Raw genomic sequence first — 22,471 nt, 5'->3', positions numbered from 1 at the left:
TCCTAGTTCTGTGTATTACTTACACAGAAGCGCGTACGACATACGCAGAAGGGAGTGTGGTCCCGGATGACCACGTCCGACCTCGGTATCCACGCCACCGGCCTGACCAAGTCCTACGGGGACCTCCGCGTCCTCGACGGCATCGATCTCGCCGTGCCGCGCGGCAGCGTCCTGGCCCTCCTCGGCCCCAACGGCGCGGGCAAGACCACCGCCGTGCGCATCCTGGCCACCCTCACCGCCGCCGACTCCGGCACCGCCCGCGTCGCCGGGCACGACGTCACCGCCGACCGCTCCCGCGTCCGCGAACGGATCAGCGTCACCGGGCAGTTCGCGGCCATCGACGAGCTCCAGACCGGCGCCGAGATGCTCCGCATGACGGGCCGCCTGTCCGGGCTCCCCGCCCGTACCGCCCGGGCCCGAGCCGCCGAACTGCTCGACCGCTTCGGGCTCGCCGAGGCCGCCGACCGCACGGCGAAGACGTACTCGGGCGGCATGCGCCGCCGCCTCGACCTCGCCGCGAGCCTGGTCTGCCGGCCCGAGGTGATCTTCCTGGACGAGCCGACCACCGGGCTCGACCCGCGCAGCCGCCAGGACCTCTGGGACCTCGTACGGGAACTGCGCGCCGACGGCACGACCGTGCTGCTCACCACCCAATACCTGGAGGAGGCCGATCAGCTCGCCGACCGCGTCGCCGTACTGGCCGAAGGGCGGATCGCCGCCGAGGGCACCCCGGCCGAGCTCAAGTCCCGCGTGGCGGGGCACCGCCTCGACCTGACCCTCGTCAGCCGGGCCGCCTACGACGCGCTCGCCCCGCGCGCCGTGCACCTCGCCCCCGACGAGCTCACCCTCGGCCTGCCCACCGACGGCAGCGCCCTCCACGTCCGGGCCCTGCTCGACGAACTCGACCCGGACCGCACCGCCGTCGACCGCTTCGCGGTCCGCAGCGCCACCCTCGACGACGTCTTCCTCAGCCTGACGGGAGCCACCGCATGAACACCGCCGCCCTCGCCCTCGCCGGACGCAGCCTGCGCATCAGCCGCCGCCAGCCGGACGCGCTGATCACCGCGCTGATGCTGCCGGTGATGCTGATGCTGATCTTCGTCTACTTCTTCGGCGGGGCCATCGACACCGGCACCGCGTACGTGACCTACGTGGTCCCCGGAGCGATGCTGCTGTGCGCGGGCTTCGGCGCGGCGAGCACCGCCGTCAGCGTCGCCGACGACATGCGGAACGGGGTGATCGACCGCCTCCGCTCCCTGGACGTCGGCGGCGTGCCGATCCTGGCCGGGCACGTGACGGCCTCGGTCCTGCGCAACCTGGTGTCCACCACGCTGGTGCTGGCCGTCGCCCTCGCCATCGGCTTCCGCCCGCAGGCCTCGGCCCCCGCCCTCCTGGCCGCCGCCGGGCTCCTCGTCGCCTACATCACGGCCATCTCGTGGCTGGCCGCCGCGCTCGGGCTGCTCGCCAAGACGCCCGAGGCGGCGGGCGGGTTCACCTTCCTGATGATGTTCCTGCCCTACCCCTCCAGTGCCTTCGTCCCCATCGACACCATGCCCGGCTGGCTGCACGGCTTCGCCGAGCACCAGCCGCTGACCCCGGTCATCGAATCCCTGCGCGCACTGCTCCTGGCGCAGCCCGCCGGGAACGCGCCCTGGGTGGCCCTGGGCTGGTGCGCGGCCGTCATGGCCGTGGCGGTGGCTCTGGCGGGGGTGCTGTTCCGCCGCCGGACCGCTTGAAGGGGCGCAGCAGCCGCCGCCAGGCCCGGCGCAGGGGACCGGGCCTGGCGGCGGCGAGTGCCAGGGCCGCTACGATCTCGTGCGCGGACAGCTCCGCCCGGTGCTCGTCGCCCACCTCCAGGAGCAGCGCCGTCGCCTGCCGGTGAGCGGCGGCGGCCTCCTCGTAGAGCTCCTGCCCCTGCAGGATGAGGCCCAGAGCCGACAGGGCCAGCCCCTCGCCGTGCCGGTGACCCAGCTCGCGCCACATGCCGAGGCTGTGCTCCAGGGCCTCGCGGGCCTCCTCCAGCCTTCCCATCTCCAGCAAGCAGAGGCCGAGATTGCGGTACAAGGTGGCCTCGCCCGCCTTGTCACCGATCTCCTGGGACAGCCCGGCGGCCCGCTCCTGCGCCTCCATGGCCTCGCTGAAACGGCCCAGTTGGGCCAGCACCAGTCCGAGGTTGACCAGCGCGCTCACCTCGCCGGGCCGGTACCAGGACTCCCGCAGCCGCTCGCTGCCCCGCTCCAGCATCGTGACCGCCTCCTCCATGCGGCCCTGGATCGCGAGGATGCAGCCGAGCGAGGCGAGCGCCGTGCCCTCGCCCCCGGCATCCCCCTGCTCCCCGAAGCCGACCGCCGCCTCTTCGAGGTACGCGGCGGCCCGCGCGAAGGCCCGGATCTCCGTATGGGTCTGGCCCAGGTAGAGGAGCGCGGCGCTCGCGTAGCCCTGATCGCCGAGGAGACGGGCGCCGGCCAGGGCACGTCCGGCGAGGTCCAAGGACTCCTCGATGTGCCGCCAGTCGTCCAGATAGGGGAGCAACGCCGTCGCGAGGCGGACCACCTGCTCCGTCCGGCCTTCCGCATCGGCCAGGGCGACGGAGGCCACCACCGTGGCGCGTTCCCGGTCCAGCCAGGCCAGGGCCGCCCTTCCGGACTGCACCTTGAGCTGGAACACCGCCTGTCTGGTGGCGCCGTAGAGGTACTCCAGCAGCCGGTCCAGGGCCGCCGCCCGGCCGTCGGCCTCCGCCTCCCGTTCGCCCTGCTCCGCCGCGTACAGCCGGACCAGGTCGTGCATCCGCCAGCGCCCGGAGCCCACGGGCTGCTCGGTGACCAGGCTGGCGGTGGCCAGCGCCGCCAGCAGCTCCCGTACGTCCTTGGGCCGTCTCCCCCGCAGCCCCTCCACCAGGACGCGCGTGTCCCACTCGGGTTCGCGGTCCAGGACGGTGGCCGTGAAGGTGGCGCAGTCGGGTCCCGGGTTCACCGTCAACAGCCGCAGCAGCCGGGCCTCGTCCGGGCTCAGGCACCGGTAGGACAGGTCGAATGCGGCCCGCACCCCCACCGGCAGCCCGCCCGCCGGGCCCTCGAAGTGCAGGGCGGCGAGCCGCGTACGGGTGTCCGCGAGCTGCTCGGCCAGCGTGGTCGGGGACAGCCCCGGATCGCCCGCCAGCCGGGCGGCGACGACGGTCAGCGCCAGCGGCAGCCGCCCGCAGTACGTCGCGATCTCCGCGAGCGCGGCCCGGTCCCGCTCCGGCCTCGGGTCCGCGGGCCGCGTCCGCAGCAGGGTTCCGGTGATCAGCTCGGTCGCGGCGTCACCGGACAGCTCGTCCAGGTCCACCAGCCGGGCCGGGAAATCAGGGGCGACCAGGCCGTGCCGGGAGGTCACCAGCAGCCGGTGGCCGCCCCCGCCCGCCGGTACCAGCGGCCGCACCTGCGCCACGTCGCCCGCGTCGTCCGCGACGACCAGCACCCGCTGCCCGGCGGCGGCCCGGCCCGCCAGCTCGGAACGGTAGAGCGCCAGGTGCTCCTCGTAGGTCGGCGGCAGGTCGGCGTCGCGGATACCGAGGGCGCGCAGCAGCGTGGCGACCGCCTGGCCGGGGCTCACCTGCCCGGACGGGGCGTAGCCGTTGAGGGATACGAAGAGCACTCCGCCCGGGAACCAGCCCTGCTGCGCGGCCCGTTGGGCCACGGTCAGGGCGAGGGCGCTCTTGCCGACGCCGGCGAGCCCGGCGACGACGGCGACGGGGGTGGTCCCCGCGGGCTCCAGGAGGTGGAGGAGGACGTCGACCTGCTCGGTGCGCCCGACCAGCTCGACGGGCGCGTCGGGCAGCCCGTACAGGGCCGTGGGCGCGGGGCCCGTGCCGGGCCCGAAGACGTTGAGGTCCCGGCCGATCTGCTGGCCGATCTGGGTGATCCGGGCGCTGCCCCCGGCGCGGGCCCACTGGTCCAGCCGGTCGAGGCCCTGCGGTGCGTGCTCGGCGCCCACTAGGTGGTGGGCCCCGTCCCGCCCGGGGCGGCCGTACCGGCGCCCGGGAGCGGCGGGTCTCCGAGCTGCTGCTCGACGGTCGCCTCACCGCTCGCCCGGGCGTTCTGGACGCTCTGATCGGGGGCGGTGCCCGTGATGGTCTGCGTGACCTTGCTCTTCTTGCTCGCCTTCGCCTTCTGCTTCGCGGACCGTGCGGCGGGGACCACAGGAGCGGGCGAGGCGGGAGAGGTGGGCGGAGCGGGAGGGGCGGGAGGGGCGGTGGGCGGGGCTGTGGGCGGGCCCGCCTGCGCCCACGGGCTGCCCGCGGCCAGCACGATGGCGGTCATGGCCCCGGCGAACGCCCCGGCTATCTCGACGCCGTCCTCGTCCGGCACCCACTGGAACGGGTCCCACCGGCCCAGCCAGAAACACCCCCCGAAGATCACGACCGCACCCAATACGACGAGGATCCAACGCACCGTTCGCGACATGCCCGCCACATTCCCACCGGAGACGCCCGCCGAAACGGCCGAAAGCGACCCGGTGGGTCAGCGGTTGAGCGGTCAGCTGTTCAGCGGGTACGAGTGCCGGCCCGTTGCCTCGTCGATCTCCGAATGGGCCTTCTGCAACATCTGGGAAGCGAGATCCATGAGCGCGCGAGCGCCCGCGATCTCTTCGCCGACCCGCAACTGCTCCGGGTCGGAGGGATGGCGCATGGCATAGCCGTGCGCCCTGATCTCGGAACCGTCCCCGAGCCTGACCAGGGCCGCCGCACTGGTGCGGTGGCCTTCCTCGGTGAACTCGAGTTCCACGTGCCACCCGACGAGCGTGGACATGGTGCATCACCTCCAGTGGGTCACCTCCTTCCAGAGTGCGCCCCCGGTGAACCCGGCGCGAGCGGGGGCCTGCGACCGTACGTACGGCCACCGAATTTGCCTGCGATACACCTGTCTTGATTTTGTACGGACCACAGTGCCTACGGGGGCACCAGGAGGGGCGGCACACCACACATGAGCACAGAGGCATTGCCGGCACGCTGGCAGGAAGTGTTCGGGGAGCCCGCGGGCATGCGGCTCGCATCCGCGGACGGCGGCGGAGGCGGCGGCCAGGGGGACGACAAGGACCTGGCCCACTCCGGGGGCCCCTGGAGCAAGGCCGCGGCAGCGGCGGGCGAGCTGCGCATCAGCACCTCGGAAGCCCTGGGCAAGATGGCGGCCGCCCACGAGGGCGTCGGGGCGGGCACGGCCGGATTCGAGGCCACGGCCGCACTGGCCACCGTACGGACGTCCTGGGAGAAGCGGCTGGGGGCGGTGCGCGACGAGTGCGGTTCGCTGCGGCCCGAGCTGTTGACCGTCGCGCGGGACATCGGCGAGGTGGACGAGCAGAACCGGGTCTCCTTCTCCCGTCTGATCATGAAGCAGGAGCCCAAGCCGTGACCGTGACCTGGCAGCAGCTGCGCGACCTGAAGACCCAGGAGTACACCGAGGCCGCCACCGCGTGGGCCGAGGCCAGCACCCGTGCGGACGCGGCGCGCGACCGCATCAGCATGGAGATGATCAAGTCGCTGGAGACGCAGAAGGGCGCGTCGGCGGTGGCGGCGTACGACCGGCTCAAGCGGCTCGACCGGAACTTCGACTTCATCCACACCGAGTGCGGCCTCATCCGCACCACCCTGAACTCGCTGGCCCACGAGCTCTCCGAGGAGCAGGTGCGGCTGAAGGACGCGCTGGACGACGCCTCGGCGCGCGGATACACCGTCCACGCCGACGGATCGGTGCAGTACCCGGAGGGCGGCGAGAACTCCCTCACCAAGCAGCCCGTGCCCGGTGGATCCGTCAAGGGCGCCGCCAAGCCCCTCTTGCAGCTGGATGCACCCCCGCACCAGCTGGGCCCGTCGCAGCCGAGCCTCATCAACCCCAATCCCCACCACGCGGTCGCCGTGGACATAGCCAACCGGATCGTCGGCGCGGTGACGGCGGCCCAGGAGGTCGACTCCCGCTTCACCCGGGCCCTGAACCGCCTCAAGGCTCCGGACGGCATCGAGGTCACGGACGCCACCTGGGCCGACGCGGCGGGCGACGCGGAGGTGGTCCGCAAGGAGGCCGGCGACTACCTGCGCGACACCATCCCGGAGAAGAGCTCCCCCGCCGACCGCAACAGCTGGTGGAAGGGCCTGACCGAGGAGCAGCGGGCCGAGCTGCTGTCCGTCTACCCCGACGTGATCGGCAACCTGGACGGCATCCCGGTCGACGTCCGCGACAACGCGAACCGCGACAACCTGCAGATGTTGATCGGCAAGCTGTCGGCGCAGGACGACGAGAAGTCCCAGACCCAGCTCGCGGGCATGCGCTCGATCGACCACCAGCTGTGGTACCCGCAGAAGCCGGGCGATCCGCCGATGTACCTGCTGGGCATCGGCGACCAGGGCGGCGGCCGCGCCATCGTCGCCTTCGGCAACCCGGACACCTCGCGCAACGTGTCCGCGTACGTACCGGGGCTGGGCACGGCGCTGGACGCGGAGTTCGCGCGCAACGACATCCAGCGGGCCCGGGACACGGCGATCGGTGCCCAGGGGTACGACAAGAGCTCCGCTTCGATCGTCTGGCTCGGCTACGACGCACCGCAGCTGCCCGCGGACACCGTGGCCGGCAACTTCGCCGTCATGTCCGAGGAGCACGCCCGGAAGGGTGCTCCCGCCTACAGCCAGTTCATGGCCGGGATCAGCGCAACCAACGAGAACGCCGATCCGCACGTCACGGCTGTGGGCCACTCGTACGGCTCGCTGACCGTGGGCCAAGCGGCGCAGCTGAACGGCGGGATCCCGGGCGCCGACGACATCATCCTGGTCGGCAGCCCCGGCACCGGCGCGCAGCACGCCGACCAGCTGAACGTCGGCAAGGAGCACGTGTACGTGGGTGCGTCCGACCACGACCCCGTGTCCATGCTCCCGAACAAGACGGAGTCCGGCGGGATGCTGCGCGGTGCCGGGGCGGGCCTCCTCACCGCAGGAATCCCCGGCGCCCTCGTGGGCGGCGCCGCCGGTTACTTCATCGGCGACGCGGTCACCGACGACAACCAGATCTACTTCGGCATGGACCCTGCCAACAAGGACTTCGGCGCCAACCGCTTCCTCGTGGACGATGGCCCGCTTCCGGTCGTCGAGGGCAGCGGGCCCATGGACGCGCACTCCAACTACTTCAACCCGAACAAGGACGCTGAATCGGCCGACAACATCGCGCTGATCATCGCGGGCAAGCCAGAGAAGATCTCGACTGAGGGGCATCGATGAGCCCGGACCGGCGGCACACACGGATGACACGCATCCTGCGCACAGCAGTCTCTCTGCTCGCGCTCACCGCCCTCGCCACCGGCTGCGGACCCGGCGACGAGGGGCCGGACGAAAGGAAGAGCAAGAGCACCATGAACATGCAGCAGGGCGCCGAGCGCGCCGACGTCATCCTCCAGGAGACCCTGGCCGCGGTGACGCCCGAACTCCGCTGGAACCACGGCCCCGCCAGCGATGCCGGGTGCACCAAGGGAGTCGCGGGCGCGGCCACCGGCACCGGGTCCGCGAAGCGGAGGATCACCATCCTGACGATCGTGTCCGAGCAGCGTCGCGGCGCCCTCATGGGAGTGATCGAACGCGACTGGAAGGGGCGGGGCTACGTGATCAAGAGCGTCCGGGCCGACGCGGAGGTTCCGGCCATCTACGCCGAGACCCCGGACGGGTACATCCTCACGGCGAAGGTCGGCGGAGAAGGCCAGTTCTTCCTGGAGGCCGCCACGCCGTGTCTGGCGGACCACCCCGTGCAAGACCCCATCGCCAAACCCAACACCCCGGTGCGCAATGTCCCGTTCCCGCCGCGGCCGGACGTACAGGACGAGTTCTGGTCCGCCACCACACCGATCCCGTCGGGCAGCCCCACTCCTTGAGGAACCCGATGAGACTCCCCCGCACGGCGCTCACCCTGCTCACGCTCGCGGCTCTCACCGCGGGCTGCGGCCTCGGCGGAGGCGGATCCCGGGGCAAGGGGGCCGAAACCATGAACATGCAGCAGGGCGCCACGCGGGCCGACGCAATCCTCCAGGAGACCCTGGCCGCGGTGACGCCCGAACTGCGCTGGAACCACGGCTCCGGCGGCGACTCCGGCTGCACCAAGGGAATCGCGGGAGCGCCCACCGGCACCGGGGCCGCCGGCCGGGACATCATCGTGCTGACGGTCGTCTCGGAGCAGCGCCGTGCCGCCCTGCTCGGGGTGATCGAGCGCGCCTGGAAGGACCGGGGGTACAAAATCACGTCCACCAACCCGAGCAAGGAGGTCCCGTGGATCCACGCCAGCACCCCCGACGGCTACACCCTGTCCGTCCAGGTCGGCGGAGAGGGCCAGTTCTTCCTGGAGGCCGCCACCCCCTGCCTGAGGGACCACCCCGTGCAGGACCCCACCACCAAACCCAACACCCCGGTGCGCAATGTCCCGTTCCCGCCGCGGCCGGACGTGCAGGACGAGTACTGGTCCGCCACCACCTCGCTCCCCTCCGGCAGCCCCGCCGCCCCCTGAGGGGCGGCCGGGGCGGGGCGGGACCGGCCGGGCCGGGTCAGTTCCGGGTGGCCCTGATGCCGTCCAGGAACGGCTCCAGCGCCGCGCGCCAGGCGGCGGGCTGGTCGTAGTGGAGGTAGTGGCCGGCGTCAGGGATCTCCGCGTACCGCCCGGCCGGGAGGACGCGGACCATCTCCTGGGCCTCGGCGCGGCCCAGCTCGCCGTCCAGGCCGCGGACCACCAGGGCGGGGCAGCGGACCTGGGCCAGCTCCTCCCAGTGGGCGTCGTGGACCCAGGTCTCCCGGGCCGTCAGCATCTGGCGGCGGGAGAAGAGCGGGCGCCAGCCGTCCGGGGCCTCATGCATGACCTCGGCGAAGAAGGCACCGCGGCCCGGGTCGGGGCGCTCCACCCGCGGGTCGTCCTCGCCGAACCAGCGGCGGGCCGCGTCCTGGGTGGGGAAGGGCAGGGGCCAACGGTGGAACCAGTCCTCCCACTCCTGCTGGGAGGCTTCGCCGAGCGCGGAGGCCCGCATGTCGCAGATCACCAGGGCCTCGACCAGGTCCGGGCGGCGGGCCGCGAGCTGCCAGGCGGTGAGGGCGCCCATGGAGTGGCCGATCAGGGTCACGGGGGCCAGGCCGAGCTGCTCGACGGCGGCTTCGGCATCGGCCACGAAGGCCTCGCGTGTGTAGGGGCCCGAGGCGGGGCGGTCGCTCTGGCCGTGGCCGCGCTGGTCCAGCGCCACGACCCGGCGGTGCTCGGAGAGCCAGCGGGCGGTCCCGGCCCAATGGAAGGCACGGCCCATCAGGCCGTGGAGTAACAGGACCGCCGGCCGCTGCGGATCCACGGCCGGTGCCGGCTCCGCGGGGCGGGCGGGATCGGCCGACCGGGCAGCCCCGGTGGACCGGGCAGCCCTTGCGGACCGTGCGGGCTCCGCCGGCCGTGCGGGCTCCGCGGACCGTACGGGCTCTACGGGCCGCGCGGGCTGCGCGGACGGTTCGCGGAACTCCCAGGCGGCCAGGCGCACGCCGTCGGCCGCCGTCACATCGATGCGCTGTACCACCGCAGATGCACCCCCTTCGCTCCCGGCCAGACTATCGAACCCGTATTCGAAAACGGGCGTCTCGCCGACAACACCGCTCTTTCGAGTGACCTTGCTCAAGGATTGGCCGCCGCTGCCGATGGAGATCCTTTCAACAGGGAGGCGGGCCGCTCGGGGAAGACGGTCCGAAGGGGATGACCTTGAGAGCTCGGGGCTCCAGGTCAAAAAGGGGAGGACCGGTCCCGGCGCCGCGAGGCGCCGGGACCGTCCACACCAGATTGCTACCAGGCTCGCAGACCCGGACTGGCCCGTACGGGCGAATCGGCGACTGCGGTCAGCCATTCGCAGCCCTGCCGCCGCCGGCCGTCAGCACATCGCCGCGGTCGGCTCCGGCGGCCGGCCCCCATCGGCTCCGGCCCGCTCCCGTCAGCGCTTCGCGACGAACACGTGCGAAGCGACCTCCCCGTCCAGCTCGGCGGCCTCCCCGCCACTGCCGACCAGCACACCGCCCGCGGACTCCGTCACGCTCACCACCGAACCGGGCTGAACGCCCGCGCGGCGCAGCGTGTACATCAGCTGGGCATCGGTCTGGATCGGCTCGCCGATGCGGCGCACGACCACGGTCTTGCCCTCGGTGCCCGGGTCCAGCTCGGCCAGGCTGATCATGCCGTCCGCCAGGAACGGGTCGGCCTCGGCCTTCTCCCCCAGCTCCTCCAGTCCCGGGATCGGGTTCCCGTACGGCGACTCGGTCGGGTGACGCAGCAGCTCCAGCACCCGCCGCTCCACCGCCTCGCTCATCACGTGCTCCCAGCGACAGGCCTCCGCGTGCACCTGCTCCCACTCCAGGCCGATGACGTCGACGAGCAGACACTCCGCGAGCCGGTGCTTGCGCATCACGCGCGTCGCCAGCCGCCGCCCCTCCTCCGTCAGCTCCAGGTGCCGGTCGCTGGCGACCGCCACCAGGCCGTCCCGCTCCATCCGCGCCACCGTCTGGCTCACCGTCGGACCGCTCTGATCGAGCCGCTCGGCGATACGGGCGCGCATGGGGACCACACCTTCCTCTTCCAGCTCGAGGATGGTGCGGAGATACATCTCCGTGGTATCGATCAGTCCGGACATTCGTGCCCCTCGGATTGCGTGCGCTGGCCCTGCCCCCAATTCTGACGCATCGGGCACGGAACCGTCCCGTGCGGCGGGCAACCCCTTGTACCGGCCTTGTCCGGACCTCTCGCGCGGACCCGCTCGCGGACCCTCCCCCCGACCCGCCCAGGACATCCGCGCGCGGCGCCCAGCCCTTTCGGCCCGGGATTGACGTTCGTATTGACAGGCCCTTGGTCCAGACCGCACGGTGAGCGGCGGACACGGAAGCCCCCCACCCCCGGAAGGCCATCGGCGTATGAGCGAGAGCAAGCTGGCCGGTCAGTTCTTCGACGCGGCCATCGGCCTGCTGGAGCGGGTCCGGGACGAGGAGGCCGCGCACATCGGCGAGGCCGGGACCCTCGTCGCCGACGCGGTGGCGGGCGGCAACCGGCTCTTCGCCTTCGGCGCCGGGCACTCCTCGCTCCCCGCCCAGGACGTGGTCTACCGGGCCGGCGGACTCGCCCTGATGAACTTCCTCGCCGTTCCGGGCACCGCGGGCATCGACGTCATGCCCGCGACGCTGGGCAGCGCCCTGGAGCGGGTCGACGGCCTCGCCGGAGCCGTCCTGGACAGCAGCCCCGCCTCCGCGGGCGACGTCCTCGTGATCATCTCCCTCTCCGGGCGCAACGCCCTGCCCGTCGAGATGGCCATGAACGCCCGCGCGATCGGCCTCAAAGTCATCGGCGTGACCTCGGTGGCGTACGCGACCGGGACCAAGTCGCGGCACGTCTCCGGCACCTTCCTCAAGGACCACTGCGACGTCGTCCTCGACAGCAAGATCGCCGTCGGCGACGCCGAGCTCACCCTCGACGGCATCGACGCACCCTTCGCCCCCGCCTCCACCGTCGTGACCAGCGCGATCATGCAGGCCGTCATGGCGGCGGCCGCCGGCGAGCTCGTCGCCCGCGGCGTGGAGCCCCCGCTGCTGCGCTCGGGCAACGTCGACGGCGGCCACGAGTGGAACGGCCGCGTCATGCAGGAGTACGGCGACCGGATCTTCTTCCGGCACTGACCGGCCGCCCGCCGGGCACTCCAGGCGGCCGCGGCGGCGCTCCCGCCGTTCCGCCGCCGCCGGGCACTCCAGGCCGGCGCGGCACCGCTCACGCCGTTCCGCCGCCGCCGGGCACTCCAGGCGGCCGCGGCAGCGCTCCCGCCGTTCCGCCCGGGCCGGCCAGAGCCACTGGACGGGGTGTCTTGCCGGTCATCCCGGGCCCGGCCCGCCGCCAGATCCAACCGCCCGCCCCGCCGCCAGGTCCAGGTCGGCCGCGACCCGGGCCGCGACCTCCTCCGCGTACTCCGCGTCCGCCCGCTCGAAGGCGGCGCGGGAGGCCCCGCGCACGAAGGTCAGCGCCCCGACCGTCCGGCCCCGGCTCCGCAGCACCGTGCACAGCACGTGCACCGCACCCTCGGGCCACTGCCGGGCCCGCGCCCACTCCCCGTCCGGCTCCCCGCGCGGGGCGGACGTCCGCACCGAGCCGATCCGGTCCAGCGCCTGGAACGCCGGGTGCCCGGCCGCGTACCGCACCGGGATCGAGCCCGGCCCCGGCAGCACCGGCGGCGACACGGCCGACCGTACGAGCCTGCGCCGCTCCGGGTCGGCCGACGGGTCAAGTACGTCCAGCAGCGCGTGCTCGGCGAAGCCGGCGAGGGCGAAGTCCAGGCGTACGGCCGCGGCCTCGGCCGGATCCTCGCACTCGGCGGCGACCCGCCCCGCGCGGTGCAGCTGATGGGCGCGGAAGCGCAGCTGCGCGGTGTCCAGCTGGGCCTGCCGGGCCTCGGTGACGTCCTGGAACAGCCAGCCCACCCCCAGCGGGACCGGCTCCTCCGCCAGCGGCGAGGCCAGCCGCAGGAACCCGCACCGCCAGCACCGCCGCCGCACCCCCTCCGCCGTACGCACCGAAACCCACAGCTCCACCGGCGCGGGCGGCGCCCCCTCCGCGAGCACGTGCTGGAGGGCACCCTCCAGCTCCTCCACCCCCTGCGTCAGCAGCTCCCCGAGCGGCCGCCCGAGCAGCGCGGTGCGGCCGGTGCCGAAGGCGCGCGCGGCGTGCGCGTTGACCACGGCGGGCCGCAGGTCCACGTCGACCAGGACGACACCCCACGAGGCGTCCTCCATCAGCGCCTCGCTCAGCGCGATGGACCGCTCCAGGTCGATCTGGGCGTGCACCTCGCTGAAGGCGCAGTACACCCCGGCGGGCTTCCCGTCGGCCCCCGGCACCCCGGCCGACTGGGTCCGTACGAGGACCCGCCCGCCGTCCTTGGTCACCAGGGCGAACTCGTGCACCTGCCGCCCCGGCACGTCCTGGGCCGCCATCAGCCGGTCCTGGACGTCCTGCGCGTCGGCGGCCCGCACCGCCCACCCGGCGAACCCCTTGCGCCCCACCGCCTCGGCGGCGGACCAGCCGAGGATCCGCTCGGCCTCCCGGTTCCAGTGCGTGATCACGCCGTCGGAGTCGAACGCGCACAAGGCGGCGTCCATCCCGTCCAACAGCGCTGCGAGCAGATCGTCGGCGGTCTCACTACGTCCGAAGGCACTCACCTGGCACCCCCTGCAGGTGTTCGCGTGTGCGGCACGTCAGATCATTGAACTGGAACGTGACGCAGCCCACACCCCGTTCCCCCGAATACCCCGGAATGAGTCGATTCCGCTGGTCGGACAAGGGGTGACGGGCGACCCGAAAAAATATGCTTGTGCCCTCCCCGGCATGCTCCTAGGCTCTGCCGTACACGAGAAGGGAGGTGGTTCCCGAAATGTACGGAAACCGGACGCGTGAGGTGACTGCGGGCTAAGCGCCCGTCGTCGCACGCACCCAGTGCGGTGCCCGGCGGGATCGCCAGGCGCCAATCCACAGCAGTCACCCGACCCGCGGGCTCGCCGGTACGTCCGGCCGGCTTCTCTCACTGCAGAGGGAGAAACCCGAGCCCGCGGGTCGTCTGCGTTTTCAGCCCCCGCCCGCGGGGCGGGCGGCGAGGCCCGCCGGCTACGGGCAGAGGCGTTCGAGGCGCCACTTGTCCGGGTGGGCGGCCTCCAGGACGTAGCGCAGGCGGTCGTGCAGGCGGTTCTCGTGGCCCTGCCAGAACTCCACCGCGTCAGGGGTCACCCGCAGGCCGCCCCACTGCGGCGGTACGGGGACCTGCTCGCCCTCGGGGTAGCGGTCGGCGAGCTCCGCGTAGCGCCGGTCCAGTTCCGCGCGGGAGGCGATCACGGCGGACTGCTCGCTCGCCCAGGCGCCCAGCTGGGAGCCGTGCGGGCGGGAGCGGAAGTACGCCGCCGTCTCGTCGCGGCCGATCCGGGCCGCCGTGCCGGTGACGATCACCTGGCGGGCGATGGGGTGCCAGGGGAACAGGAGGGCGACGTGCGGGTTCTCGTCGATCTCGCGGCCCTTGCGGGAGTCGTAGTTGGTGAAGAAGACGAAGCCCCGCTCGTCGAACTGCTTCAGCAGCACGGTGCGGGAACTGGGCCGGCCGTCCGCGGTCGCCGTCGAGACGACCATGGCGTTCGGCTCGAAGAGGTTCGCGTCGGCGGCCTGCTGGAACCACTGGGCGAACTGCCGCATCGGATCCTCGGCGAGGCTCTCCTCCGAGACGATCTGCGAGCGGTACTGCTTGCGCATGACGGCGGGGTCAAGGTCATGGTCGGTCACGCGGGCCATCCTGCCCCAGTACGACTTCCCGAGGTGTGCCGGACGTCACGCTTCCGCACACCATCGGGAGCCGACAAAATCTTGGGGCCGGTCCGGACGTCCCCATGCGGGTGACCTTCGGCCGTGCCGGGCATCAACGGGGATGACCGCGCCGGACCGCGAATCACGCCGGGAGCCGCGCGTGTTCGCACTATCTGAGGAGCCGCCTGATGTCCGATTTCGTACCCGGGCTCGAAGGTGTCGTCGCGTTCGAGACGGAGATCGCCGAGCCCGACAAGGAAGGCGGGTCCCTCCGCTACCGGGGCGTCGACATCGAAGACCTCGTCGGCCACGTCTCCTTCGGGAACGTCTGGGGCCTGCTGGTCGACGGTGCCTTCGACCCCGGCCTGCCCGCCGCGGAACCCTTCCCCATCCCGGTCCACTCCGGTGACATCCGTGTCGACGTACAGTCCGCCCTCGCCATGCTGGCCCCGGTGTGGGGTCTGAAACCGCTCCTGGACATCGACGAGCGCACCGCCCGCGACGACCTGGCGCGCGCCGCCGTCATGGCCCTGTCGTACGTCGCCCAGTCCGCGCGCGGCCAGGGCCGCCCGATGGTGCCGCAGCGGGAGATCGACAAGGCCGAGTCCGTGGTCGAGCGGTTCATGATCCGCTGGCGGGGCGAGCCGGACCCGCGGCACGTCAAGGCCGTCGACGCGTACTGGACCTCGGCCGCCGAGCACGGCATGAACGCCTCCACCTTCACCGCCCGGGTCATCGCCTCCACCGGCGCGGACGTGGCGGCCGCGCTCTCCGGAGCCGTCGGCGCGATGTCCGGGCCGCTGCACGGCGGGGCGCCGTCCCGCGTGCTCGGCATGATCGAGGAGATCGAGCGCACCGGCGACGCCGTGGCGTACGTGAAGCAGGCGCTGGACCGGGGCGAACGTCTGATGGGCTTCGGGCACCGCGTGTACCGCGCCGAGGACCCGCGCGCCCGCGTGCTGCGCCGCACGGCGAAGGAGCTCGACGCGCCGCGCTACGAGGTGGCGGCGGCTCTGGAGAAGGCCGCGCTGGAGGAGCTGCACGCGCGGCGCCCCGACCGGGTGCTGGCGACCAACGTGGAGTTCTGGGCCGCGATCATGCTGGACTTCGCGGAGGTGCCGGCGCACATGTTCACGTCGATGTTCACCTGCGCCCGGACGGCCGGCTGGTCCGCGCACATCCTGGAGCAGAAGCGCACGGGCCGCCTGGTGCGGCCCTCGGCGCGCTACACCGGGCCCAGCCGGCGCGACCCGCGCGACATCCAGGGGTACGAGGGCATCGCGGACCGCTGACGAACCCTCGGCGTACCGGGCGGTGGTCCGGCGGCCGGTGGCGGGTGGCGGGTGGCGGGTGGCGGGTGGCCTAGGGGGCGGTGGTCCGGCGGCCGGTGGCCAGGGTGGTCTCGATGATCCGGGACCACTGGGCCACCACACCCGCCCGGCGGGCCGTGTCGTCCGTGAGGACGTTGGCCAGGCCGAGGCCCCGGGCCATGTCGAGCAGGCCCTGCACGGTCTCCCGTACGCCGGGCACGGACTCGTCCGCGCCGAGCAGTTCGACGGCGATGCGGTGGGTCTCGCGGCCCACCCGGGCCTCCAGTTCGGTGACGCGGGGGCGCAGCTGCTCCTCGTTGGAGGCGGCGACCCACAGCTGGAGCGCGGCCCGGAAGAGGGTGCCCGTGTACAGGTCCACCAGTGCCTCAACCGCGGTGGGGCGGGCGGTCGGGGCGGAGTGGAACAGCTCGCGCAGGGCCGTGGACCGCTCCTCGGCGACGTACTCGACGGCGGCCGTGAAGAGGTCCTCGCGGGTGGGGAAGTGGTGCTGGGCCGCGCCCCGCGAGACTCCGGCGCGTTCGGCGACGACGGCGACGGTGGAGCCCGCCCAGCCGTGTTCCGCGAGGCAGGAGACGGCCGCCTCCAGGAGGTGGCGGCGGGTGACGCGGCTGCGCGCCTGCTTGGGGCCGGTGGCGCCGGCCGCGCCCGTGGTGCCGGTTGCGCCGGCCGCGCCCGTGGTGCCGGTTGCGCCGGCCGCGCCCGTGGTGCCGGTTGCGCCGGCCGCGCCGGTCACAGTGCCCATGCCGGGTCCCGGCGCTCGAAGCGGGCGGTGATGCCCTCGCGGGCCTCGGCGGAGGCGAAGAGGCGGCCGGACAGCTCGGTGAGGCGGGCGCCGTCACGCTCCAGGTCCTCGCGCACGGCGGCGGCGGTGAGCGCCTTGGTGGCGGCGAGGCCCTGCGGGGAGGCCTTGCGCAGGCCGGCGAGGACGGGTTCCAGGGCCTTGTCGACGCCGTCGGCGCCGTCGGCGTCCTCTGTGGCGTGCAGGGTGATCAGGCCGATCCGGGCGGCTTCGGGGGCGTCGAAGGGCTCGGCGGTCAGGAAGTAGCGGGCGGCGGCGCGGGGGTCCAGGCGCGGGAGCAGCGGCATGGAGATCACCGCGGGGGCCAGGCCGAGGTGGGTCTCGGTGAAGGCGTACGTGGACCGCGGCCCGGCGGCGGCGATGTCGCAGACCCCGAGCAGGCCGAGGCCGCCGGCGCGGACGTGGCCGGTGACGCGGGCGACGACGGGCTTGGGGAGCTCGGCGATCTCCCGGAGCAGGGCCAGGAAGTCGGCGGGGTCGCAGGGGGACTTGAGGTCGGCTCCGGCGCAGAAGGTGGTGCCGGTGTGGGTGAGGACGACGGCCCGGACGGCCGGGTCGGCCCCGGCGGCGGCGAGGGCGGCCCGGAGTGCGGCGACGAGCTCCTCGGAGAGCGCGTTGCGGTTGGCCGGGGAGTCCAGGGTGAGCGTGGTGATGCCGGTCGCCTGGGCGGCGTGCACGAGTGTGGCCATGTCTCCTCCGGAGGGGTGTGCGGGTTCGGCTGCGCCGGGGCTCGGCGCGGCTGCACGGGGCTCCGCCCCGGACCCCGCGCCTCAAACGCCGGCGGGGCTGGAATCGGCCCTCGCCGTGCTTGCCTTGCTTGCCGGGGTGTGGGGCGCGGACGCTCCGGAGCGTCTCCTCGGCTCGCGCACTCGACCCCGGCTACGCATTGTCCGCCCTGGGTTGCGCGCTCGTCCTGCGGGGACCCTCCTGCGCGTCCCCACCCCACGCCCGAGCTTCGGAAGCAGGCCCCTGTGCCCGTGGGAACTCGTGGCGGAGGGGAGTGGTGCCGCGCAGGGGTGTCCCCGCAGGACGAGCGCGCAACCCGGGCAGCGCTTTCGCAGCATGGGCTAAGTGCGCGAGCCGAGGAGACAGCCCGGAGGGGCACCGCGGACCGACCCCACCGACCAGGCCCGGCCGAAGCCAAATCCAGCCTCGCCGGCGTTTGAGGCGCGGGGTCTGGGGCGGAGCCCCAGGGGCCCGGGCGCAGCCGAACCAGCACCGCCTAGCCGCCCGCAGGGCACCGGCGCAGCCGAGCCCAACAGCTCAGTAGGACTTGGGCAGGCCCAGGGTCTGGTGGGAGATGAAGTTGAGGATCATCTCGCGGCTGACCGGGGCGATGCGGGCCACGCGGGAGGCGGTGATCAGGGAGGCCAGGCCGTATTCGCGGGTGAGGCCGTTGCCGCCGAGGGTGTGGACCGACTGGTCCACGGCCCTCACGCAGGCTTCGCCGGCGGCGTACTTGGCCATGTTCGAGGCCTCGCCCGCGCCCATGTCGTCGCCCGCATCGTAGAGCGCAGCGGCCTTCTGCATCATCAGGCGGGCCAGTTCCAGCTCGATGTGGGCCTGGGCGAGCGGGTGGGCGACGGCCTGGTGCGCGCCGATGGGGTCCTTCCAGACCTGGCGGGTCCTGGCGTAGTCGACGGCCTTGGAGAGGGCGTAGCGGCCCATGCCGATCGCGAAGGCGGCCGTCATGATGCGTTCGGGGTTGAGGCCCGCGAAGAGCTGGAGCAGGCCCGCGTCCTCGTCCCCGACGAGGGCTTCTGCCGGGAGGCGTACGTCGTCCAGGACCAGCTCGAACTGCTTTTCCGCGGCCTGGAGTTCCATGTCGATGACGGTGCGGGTGAAGCCCGGGGCCTCGCGCGGGACGATGAACAGGCAGGGCTTGAGGCGGCCGGACCTGGAGTCCTCGGTGCGGCCGACGACGAGGGTGGCGTCGGCGATGTCTACGCCGGAGATGAAGACCTTGCGGCCGGTGAGGATCCAGTCGTCGCCGTCGCGGCGGGCGGTGGTGGTGATGCGGTGGGAGTTGGATCCGGCGTCGGGCTCGGTGATGCCGAAGGCCATGGTGCGGCTGCCGTCGGCGAGGCCGGGGAGCCAGGCCTGCTTCTGTGCCCCGGTGCCGAAGCGGGAGATGACCGTGCCGCAGATGGCGGGCGAGACGACCATCATGAGGAGGGGGCAGCCCGCGGCCCCGAGCTCTTCGAGGACGATGGAGAGTTCGGCGATGCCGCCGCCTCCGCCGCCGTACTCCTGCGGCAGGTTGACCCCCAGGTATCCGAGCGCGGCGGCGTCCGCCCACAGCTCGTCCGGGTGGCCGCCTTCGCGGGCGACTCGGGCCAGGTACTCGCGGCCGTACTTCTGCCCGAGCGCGGCGACGGCCTTGCGCAGGGCCTGGTGTTCCTGGGTTTCCGTGACGGGGCTCATGCGTGCGGTTCCTCCTGGACTACGGCGAGCAGGGCGCCGAACTCGACCTGTTGGCCGGTGGCGGCGTGGAGCGCGGTGAGCGTGCCGGAGGCGGGCGCGAGGATGCGGTGCTCCATCTTCATCGCCTCCAGCCACAAGAGGGGCTGCCCGGCGGTGACGGGGCTGCCGGGGGCGAGGCCCTCGGCGACGCGGACGACGGTGCCGGGCATGGGGGCCAGCAGGGAGCCCGGTTCGGTGCGGTCCTGGGGGTCCGCGAACCGGGGGACGGGGACGAGTGTGTGGGCGCCGAGTGCGGAGTCGACGTAGACCTCCGGCGTGTTCGAATTTTGTTTCACGTGGAACAGCCGTCGGATTCCCTCGACTTCGAGCGTGACGAGGGTGGGTTCGGCGGCCAGGACCCGCACGCCGGGGTGGTCGACGGGGTGGTACTGGACCTCGTACTCGGTACCGGCCGCCGTGTAGCGGCGGGTCTGCGGCTGGGAGCGGAGGTTGCGCCAGCCGCCGAGGCGGGCGGCGAGCGGGGCGTCCGGGGCGGGGGCCGCGTCGGCGAGGGCGGCGGCGAGGGCGGCCAGGGTGGCGTCGGGCGCGCCTTCGGTGAGGGTGGCGAGGTGGCGATCGTAGAAGCCGGTGTCGAGCTGCCCGACGATGAACTCCGGGTGGCGCAGTGACCGTACGAGGAGCTCGCGGTTGGTGGTGAGCCCGTGGATCCGGGCTGCGGCCAGGGCGTGGGTGAGGATCCGGACGGCCTCGGCGCGGGTCGGGGCGTGGGCGACGACCTTGGCCAGCATCGGGTCGTAGTGGATGCCGACGCTGTCGCCGCCGGTGAAGCCGGTGTCCACGCGGACCGTGCCGGGGACGTCGAGGGTGTGCAGGACTCCGGCCTGCGGACGCCAGTCCCGCGCGGGGTCCTCGGCGTAGAGGCGGGCCTCGACGGCGTGGCCGTGGGGTGCCGGGGGCGACGGCGGCAGGGCCGTGCCTTCGGCGACGCGCAGCTGGAGGGCGACGAGGTCGAGGCCGAAGACGGCTTCGGTGACGGGGTGTTCGACCTGGAGGCGGGTGTTCATCTCCAGGAAGCAGGGGCGGCCGTCGGCGGTGACGAGGAACTCGACGGTGCCCGCTCCCCGGTAGGAGACGGCGCGGGCGGCGGCGACGGCGGCGGCGTGCAGGGTCTCGCGCAGGGCTTCCGGCAGGCCGGGGGCGGGGGCCTCCTCGATGACCTTCTGGTGGCGGCGCTGGAGGGAGCAGTCGCGGGTGCCCAGCGCCCAGACGGTGCCGTGGGCGTCGGCGAGGATCTGCACTTCGACGTGGCGGCCGCGTTCCACGTAGGGCTCGGCGAAGACCTCGCCGTCGCCGAAGGCGGAGCGGGCTTCGGCGACGGCCCCTTCGAGGGCCTCCTTGAGGGCGTCGAGGTCGCGGACGACGCGCATGCCGCGCCCGCCGCCGCCCGCGGCGGCCTTGAGGAGCAGCGGCAGGTCGGCGGCGGTGGCGGCGGCCGGGTCCACGGGCTCCAGGAGGGGCACTCCGGCGGCGCGCATCAGCTCTTTGGCACGGGTCTTGGAGGCCATGGCCTCGATGGCCTCGGGGGGCGGGCCGATCCAGGTCAGCCCGGCGGCCTGGACCTCGCGGGCGAAGCCGGCGTTCTCGGAGAGGAAGCCGTAGCCGGGGTGGACGGCGTCGGCCCCGGCGGCGAGGGCGGCCTTGATGATCAGGTCGCCGCGCAGGTAGGTGTCGGCGGGGGCCGCGCCGGGCAGGCGTACGGCCGCGTCGGCGGTGCGGACGTGGAGGGCGTCGGCGTCCGGGTCGGAGTGGACGGCGACGGTGTCCAGGCCGAGGGCGCGGGCCGTGCGGAAGATCCGTACGGCGATCTCACCGCGGTTGGCGACGAGCAGGGAGGTGATCGACTGGGTCATGTGCGGGCTCACATCCGGAAGACGCCGAAGCCGCCACGGGCGCCCTCGACGGGGGCGTTGTGGACGGCCGACAGGCACAGGCCGAGGACGGTGCGGGTGTCGCGCGGGTCGATGACCCCGTCGTCGTACAGCCGCCCGGACAGGAACATCGGCAGGGACTCGGACTCGATCTGGGCCTCGACGAAGGCCCGCATCCCGGCGTCCTGCTCCTCGTCGTACGGGAGCCCCTTCGCGGCGGCGGACTGCCGGGACACGATGGAGAGTACCCCGGCGAGCTGCTGGGGGCCCATGACGGCCGATTTGGCGCTGGGCCAGGCGAAGAGGAAGCGGGGCTCGTAGGCGCGGCCGCACATGCCGTAGTGCCCGGCGCCGTAGCTCGCGCCGATCAGGACGGAGAGGTGGGGGACGCGGGAGTTGGAGACCGCGTTGATCATCATCGAGCCGTGCTTGATGATGCCGCCCTGCTCGTACTCCTTGCCGACCATGTAGCCGGTGGTGTTGTGGAGGAAGAGGAGCGGGATGTCGCGCTGGTTGGCGAGCTGGATGAACTGGGCGGCCTTCTGCGACTCGGCGCTGAAGAGGACGCCCTGCGCGTTGGCGAGGATCCCCACCGGGTAGCCGTGGAGGGTGGCCCAGCCGGTGACCAGGCTGGTGCCGTACAGGGGCTTGAACTCGTCGAAGTCGGAGGCGTCGACGATCCGGGCGATGACCTCGCGCGGGTCGAAGGGCGTCTTCAGGTCGGCCGGGACGATCCCGAGCAGCTCCTCGGGATCGTGGAGGGGCTCCTCGGCCTTCGGCGGGTCCGCGTACGGCTTGCGGTGGTTCAGGCGGGCGACGACGCGGCGGGCCTGGCGGATCGCGTCGTGCTCGTCCAGGGCGTAGTAGTCGGCGAGGCCGGAGGTACGGGCGTGCATGTCGGCGCCGCCGAGGGACTCGTCGTCGCTCTCCTCGCCGGTGGCCATCTTGACCAGGGGCGGGCCGCCCAGGAACACCTTGGAACGGTCCTTGATCATGATCGTGTGGTCGGACATGCCGGGGACGTACGCGCCTCCGGCGGTGGAGTTGCCGAAGACGACGGCGACGGTCGGAATGCCGTCGGCCGACAGCCGGGTCAGGTCGCGGAAGATCGCCCCGCCCGGGATGAAGATCTCCTTCTGCGACGGGAGGTCCGCGCCGCCGGACTCGACGAGGCTGATGCAGGGCAGCCGGTTCTGCCGGGCGATCTCGTTGGCGCGCAGGGCCTTCTTCAGGGTCCAGGGGTTGCTGGCCCCGCCGCGCACGGTCGGGTCGTTGGCGGTGACCAGGCACTCGACGCCCTCGACGGTGCCGATGCCGGTGACCATGGACGCCCCGACGGGGTAGTCGCTGCCCCAGGCCGCGAGCGGGGACAGCTCCAGGAAGGGGGTGTCCGGGTCGAGGAGCAGCTCGATGCGTTCGCGGGCCAGCAGCTTGCCGCGCCCGCGGTGCCGGGCGGTGTACTTCTCGCCGCCGCCGTCCAGGGCCTTGGCGTGTTCGGCGTCGAGTGCGGCGAGCCGCTCCAGGGCGGCGCTACGGGCCTTCGCGTGCTCGGGGCCGCGGGGGTCGACGGTGGTGCCGAGGCGGGTCATGGGCCGGTCCCCTCCGGGGCGGTTGCTCGGGCGGATCCGGGCGCGGATCCGGGCGCGGTTTCGG

20 protein-coding genes are annotated in these 22,471 nt (G+C 73.2%); 8 read left to right on the top strand and 12 right to left on the bottom strand.

Annotated features, from left to right (window positions below; translation table 11 throughout):
• Positions 1–66: 66 nt before the first annotated feature.
• Together AB0D94_RS14000 and AB0D94_RS13995 are read left to right on the top strand one after the other, a co-directional pair.
• On the top strand, positions 67–993 hold the full coding sequence (locus tag AB0D94_RS14000; RefSeq protein ID WP_362050702.1) for an ATP-binding cassette domain-containing protein: 927 nt from the start codon (positions 67–69) through the stop codon (positions 991–993).
• A complete protein-coding gene (locus AB0D94_RS13995; RefSeq protein ID WP_362050699.1) occupies positions 990–1,736 on the top strand; it encodes an ABC transporter permease in 747 nt (248 codons plus the stop codon). The genes AB0D94_RS14000 and AB0D94_RS13995 overlap by 4 nt, the downstream gene beginning before the upstream one ends.
• Here AB0D94_RS13995 and AB0D94_RS13990 read toward each other — a convergent pair.
• The 3 genes from AB0D94_RS13990 to AB0D94_RS13980 all read right to left on the bottom strand — a co-directional run bounded on the left by AB0D94_RS13990 (position 1,681) and on the right by AB0D94_RS13980 (position 4,790).
• Entirely contained in the window at positions 1,681–3,975 is a 2,295-nt protein-coding gene (locus tag AB0D94_RS13990) for a tetratricopeptide repeat protein (RefSeq protein WP_362050696.1), read from the bottom strand. The two genes, AB0D94_RS13995 and AB0D94_RS13990, sit on opposite strands and share 56 nt — an antisense overlap.
• Positions 3,975–4,445, bottom strand: coding sequence for a hypothetical protein (locus tag AB0D94_RS13985; RefSeq protein WP_362050693.1), 471 nt, complete (start codon positions 4,443–4,445; stop codon positions 3,975–3,977). Before AB0D94_RS13985 ends, AB0D94_RS13990 begins: the two co-directional genes overlap by 1 nt.
• A gap of 72 nt (positions 4,446–4,517) precedes the next feature.
• Positions 4,518–4,790 carry a DUF1876 domain-containing protein gene (locus AB0D94_RS13980; RefSeq protein WP_362050690.1) on the bottom strand — a complete coding sequence of 91 codons (273 nt, stop codon included), beginning with the start codon at positions 4,788–4,790 and terminating at the stop codon, positions 4,518–4,520.
• Between the two features lie 231 nt (positions 4,791–5,021).
• Here AB0D94_RS13980 and AB0D94_RS13975 point away from each other — a divergent pair, with 231 nt between their 5' ends.
• The 4 genes from AB0D94_RS13975 to AB0D94_RS13960 are packed head-to-tail and all read left to right on the top strand — an operon-like array spanning position 5,022 to position 8,513.
• A complete protein-coding gene (locus tag AB0D94_RS13975; protein WP_362050687.1) occupies positions 5,022–5,390 on the top strand; it encodes a hypothetical protein in 369 nt (122 codons plus the stop codon).
• Positions 5,387–7,243, top strand: a complete 1,857-nt coding sequence (locus tag AB0D94_RS13970; RefSeq protein WP_362050684.1) for an alpha/beta hydrolase — start codon at positions 5,387–5,389, stop codon at positions 7,241–7,243. Before AB0D94_RS13975 ends, AB0D94_RS13970 begins: the two co-directional genes overlap by 4 nt.
• A gap of 23 nt (positions 7,244–7,266) precedes the next feature.
• Positions 7,267–7,887, top strand: a complete 621-nt coding sequence (locus tag AB0D94_RS13965) for a hypothetical protein (protein ID WP_362050681.1) — start codon at positions 7,267–7,269, stop codon at positions 7,885–7,887.
• 8 nt (positions 7,888–7,895) lie between these two features.
• Positions 7,896–8,513, top strand: a complete 618-nt coding sequence (locus tag AB0D94_RS13960) for a hypothetical protein (RefSeq protein ID WP_362050678.1) — start codon at positions 7,896–7,898, stop codon at positions 8,511–8,513.
• 37 nt (positions 8,514–8,550) lie between these two features.
• On the opposite strand, the gene AB0D94_RS13955 is transcribed toward AB0D94_RS13960, so the two are convergent.
• Both AB0D94_RS13955 and AB0D94_RS13950 read right to left on the bottom strand, forming a co-directional pair.
• Entirely contained in the window at positions 8,551–9,552 is a 1,002-nt protein-coding gene (locus tag AB0D94_RS13955; RefSeq protein WP_362050675.1) for an alpha/beta hydrolase, read from the bottom strand.
• Positions 9,553–9,957: 405 nt separating this feature from the next.
• Positions 9,958–10,650, bottom strand: coding sequence for a metal-dependent transcriptional regulator (locus tag AB0D94_RS13950; protein WP_362050672.1), 693 nt, complete (start codon positions 10,648–10,650; stop codon positions 9,958–9,960).
• Positions 10,651–10,927: 277 nt separating this feature from the next.
• Between AB0D94_RS13950 and AB0D94_RS13945 the strand changes: the two genes are divergently transcribed.
• On the top strand, positions 10,928–11,683 hold the full coding sequence (locus tag AB0D94_RS13945) for an SIS domain-containing protein (RefSeq protein ID WP_362050669.1): 756 nt from the start codon (positions 10,928–10,930) through the stop codon (positions 11,681–11,683).
• A gap of 189 nt (positions 11,684–11,872) precedes the next feature.
• On the opposite strand, the gene AB0D94_RS13940 is transcribed toward AB0D94_RS13945, so the two are convergent.
• Both AB0D94_RS13940 and pdxH read right to left on the bottom strand, forming a co-directional pair.
• Positions 11,873–13,210, bottom strand: a complete 1,338-nt coding sequence (locus AB0D94_RS13940) for a PAS domain-containing protein (protein ID WP_362050666.1) — start codon at positions 13,208–13,210, stop codon at positions 11,873–11,875.
• 442 nt (positions 13,211–13,652) lie between these two features.
• Positions 13,653–14,324, bottom strand: coding sequence for a pyridoxamine 5'-phosphate oxidase (pdxH, locus tag AB0D94_RS13935; RefSeq protein ID WP_362050663.1), 672 nt, complete (start codon positions 14,322–14,324; stop codon positions 13,653–13,655).
• 200 nt (positions 14,325–14,524) lie between these two features.
• Between pdxH and AB0D94_RS13930 the strand changes: the two genes are divergently transcribed.
• Positions 14,525–15,628 carry a citrate synthase 2 gene (locus AB0D94_RS13930; protein WP_362050659.1) on the top strand — a complete coding sequence of 368 codons (1,104 nt, stop codon included), beginning with the start codon at positions 14,525–14,527 and terminating at the stop codon, positions 15,626–15,628.
• Positions 15,629–15,698: 70 nt separating this feature from the next.
• Here the strand turns inward: AB0D94_RS13930 and AB0D94_RS13925 are convergent, their stop codons facing one another.
• The 5 genes from AB0D94_RS13925 to AB0D94_RS13905 all read right to left on the bottom strand — a co-directional run bounded on the left by AB0D94_RS13925 (position 15,699) and on the right by AB0D94_RS13905 (position 22,407).
• Positions 15,699–16,409 carry a TetR/AcrR family transcriptional regulator gene (locus tag AB0D94_RS13925; RefSeq protein WP_362050656.1) on the bottom strand — a complete coding sequence of 237 codons (711 nt, stop codon included), beginning with the start codon at positions 16,407–16,409 and terminating at the stop codon, positions 15,699–15,701.
• Positions 16,397–17,155: an enoyl-CoA hydratase family protein gene (locus AB0D94_RS13920; RefSeq protein ID WP_362050653.1), complete on the bottom strand. Its 759-nt coding sequence runs from the start codon at positions 17,153–17,155 to the stop codon at positions 16,397–16,399. The genes AB0D94_RS13925 and AB0D94_RS13920 overlap by 13 nt, the downstream gene beginning before the upstream one ends.
• A 574-nt stretch (positions 17,156–17,729) precedes the next feature.
• Complete coding sequence (locus AB0D94_RS13915) at positions 17,730–18,890, bottom strand: acyl-CoA dehydrogenase (RefSeq protein ID WP_362050650.1); 1,161 nt, start codon at positions 18,888–18,890, stop codon at positions 17,730–17,732.
• Positions 18,887–20,800: a biotin carboxylase N-terminal domain-containing protein gene (locus AB0D94_RS13910; RefSeq protein WP_362050647.1), complete on the bottom strand. Its 1,914-nt coding sequence runs from the start codon at positions 20,798–20,800 to the stop codon at positions 18,887–18,889. Before AB0D94_RS13910 ends, AB0D94_RS13915 begins: the two co-directional genes overlap by 4 nt.
• 8 nt (positions 20,801–20,808) lie before the next feature.
• Complete coding sequence (locus AB0D94_RS13905) at positions 20,809–22,407, bottom strand: carboxyl transferase domain-containing protein (protein ID WP_362050795.1); 1,599 nt, start codon at positions 22,405–22,407, stop codon at positions 20,809–20,811.
• Positions 22,408–22,471 lie beyond the last annotated feature (64 nt).

It is taken from the genome of Streptomyces sp. NPDC048255 (assembly GCF_040652415.1).
GTDB lineage: Bacteria > Actinomycetota > Actinomycetes > Streptomycetales > Streptomycetaceae > Streptomyces.
The sequence above is the reverse complement of the archived record's forward strand: the minus strand, read 5'-3'. Positions and strand labels throughout refer to the sequence as shown.

Excerpts from the sequence above, each read along its gene's own strand:
- AB0D94_RS14000 (WP_362050702.1), top strand. The coding sequence starts at position 67 with ATGACCACGTCCGACCTCGGTATCCACGCCACCGGCCTGACCAAGTCC.
- AB0D94_RS13995 (WP_362050699.1), top strand. The coding sequence starts at position 990 with ATGAACACCGCCGCCCTCGCCCTCGCCGGACGCAGCCTGCGCATCAGC.
- AB0D94_RS13985 (WP_362050693.1), bottom strand. The coding sequence starts at position 4,445 with ATGTCGCGAACGGTGCGTTGGATCCTCGTCGTATTGGGTGCGGTCGTG.
- AB0D94_RS13980 (WP_362050690.1), bottom strand. The coding sequence starts at position 4,790 with ATGTCCACGCTCGTCGGGTGGCACGTGGAACTCGAGTTCACCGAGGAA.
- AB0D94_RS13975 (WP_362050687.1), top strand. The coding sequence starts at position 5,022 with ATGCGGCTCGCATCCGCGGACGGCGGCGGAGGCGGCGGCCAGGGGGAC.
- AB0D94_RS13965 (WP_362050681.1), top strand. The coding sequence starts at position 7,267 with ATGACACGCATCCTGCGCACAGCAGTCTCTCTGCTCGCGCTCACCGCC.
- AB0D94_RS13960 (WP_362050678.1), top strand. The coding sequence starts at position 7,896 with ATGAGACTCCCCCGCACGGCGCTCACCCTGCTCACGCTCGCGGCTCTC.
- AB0D94_RS13950 (WP_362050672.1), bottom strand. The coding sequence starts at position 10,650 with ATGTCCGGACTGATCGATACCACGGAGATGTATCTCCGCACCATCCTC.
- AB0D94_RS13945 (WP_362050669.1), top strand. The coding sequence starts at position 10,928 with ATGAGCGAGAGCAAGCTGGCCGGTCAGTTCTTCGACGCGGCCATCGGC.
- pdxH (WP_362050663.1), bottom strand. The coding sequence starts at position 14,324 with ATGGCCCGCGTGACCGACCATGACCTTGACCCCGCCGTCATGCGCAAG.
- AB0D94_RS13930 (WP_362050659.1), top strand. The coding sequence starts at position 14,525 with ATGTCCGATTTCGTACCCGGGCTCGAAGGTGTCGTCGCGTTCGAGACG.
- AB0D94_RS13925 (WP_362050656.1), bottom strand. The coding sequence starts at position 16,409 with ATGGGCACTGTGACCGGCGCGGCCGGCGCAACCGGCACCACGGGCGCG.
- AB0D94_RS13920 (WP_362050653.1), bottom strand. The coding sequence starts at position 17,155 with ATGGCCACACTCGTGCACGCCGCCCAGGCGACCGGCATCACCACGCTC.
- AB0D94_RS13915 (WP_362050650.1), bottom strand. The coding sequence starts at position 18,890 with ATGAGCCCCGTCACGGAAACCCAGGAACACCAGGCCCTGCGCAAGGCC.
- AB0D94_RS13910 (WP_362050647.1), bottom strand. The coding sequence starts at position 20,800 with ATGACCCAGTCGATCACCTCCCTGCTCGTCGCCAACCGCGGTGAGATC.
- AB0D94_RS13905 (WP_362050795.1), bottom strand. The coding sequence starts at position 22,407 with ATGACCCGCCTCGGCACCACCGTCGACCCCCGCGGCCCCGAGCACGCG.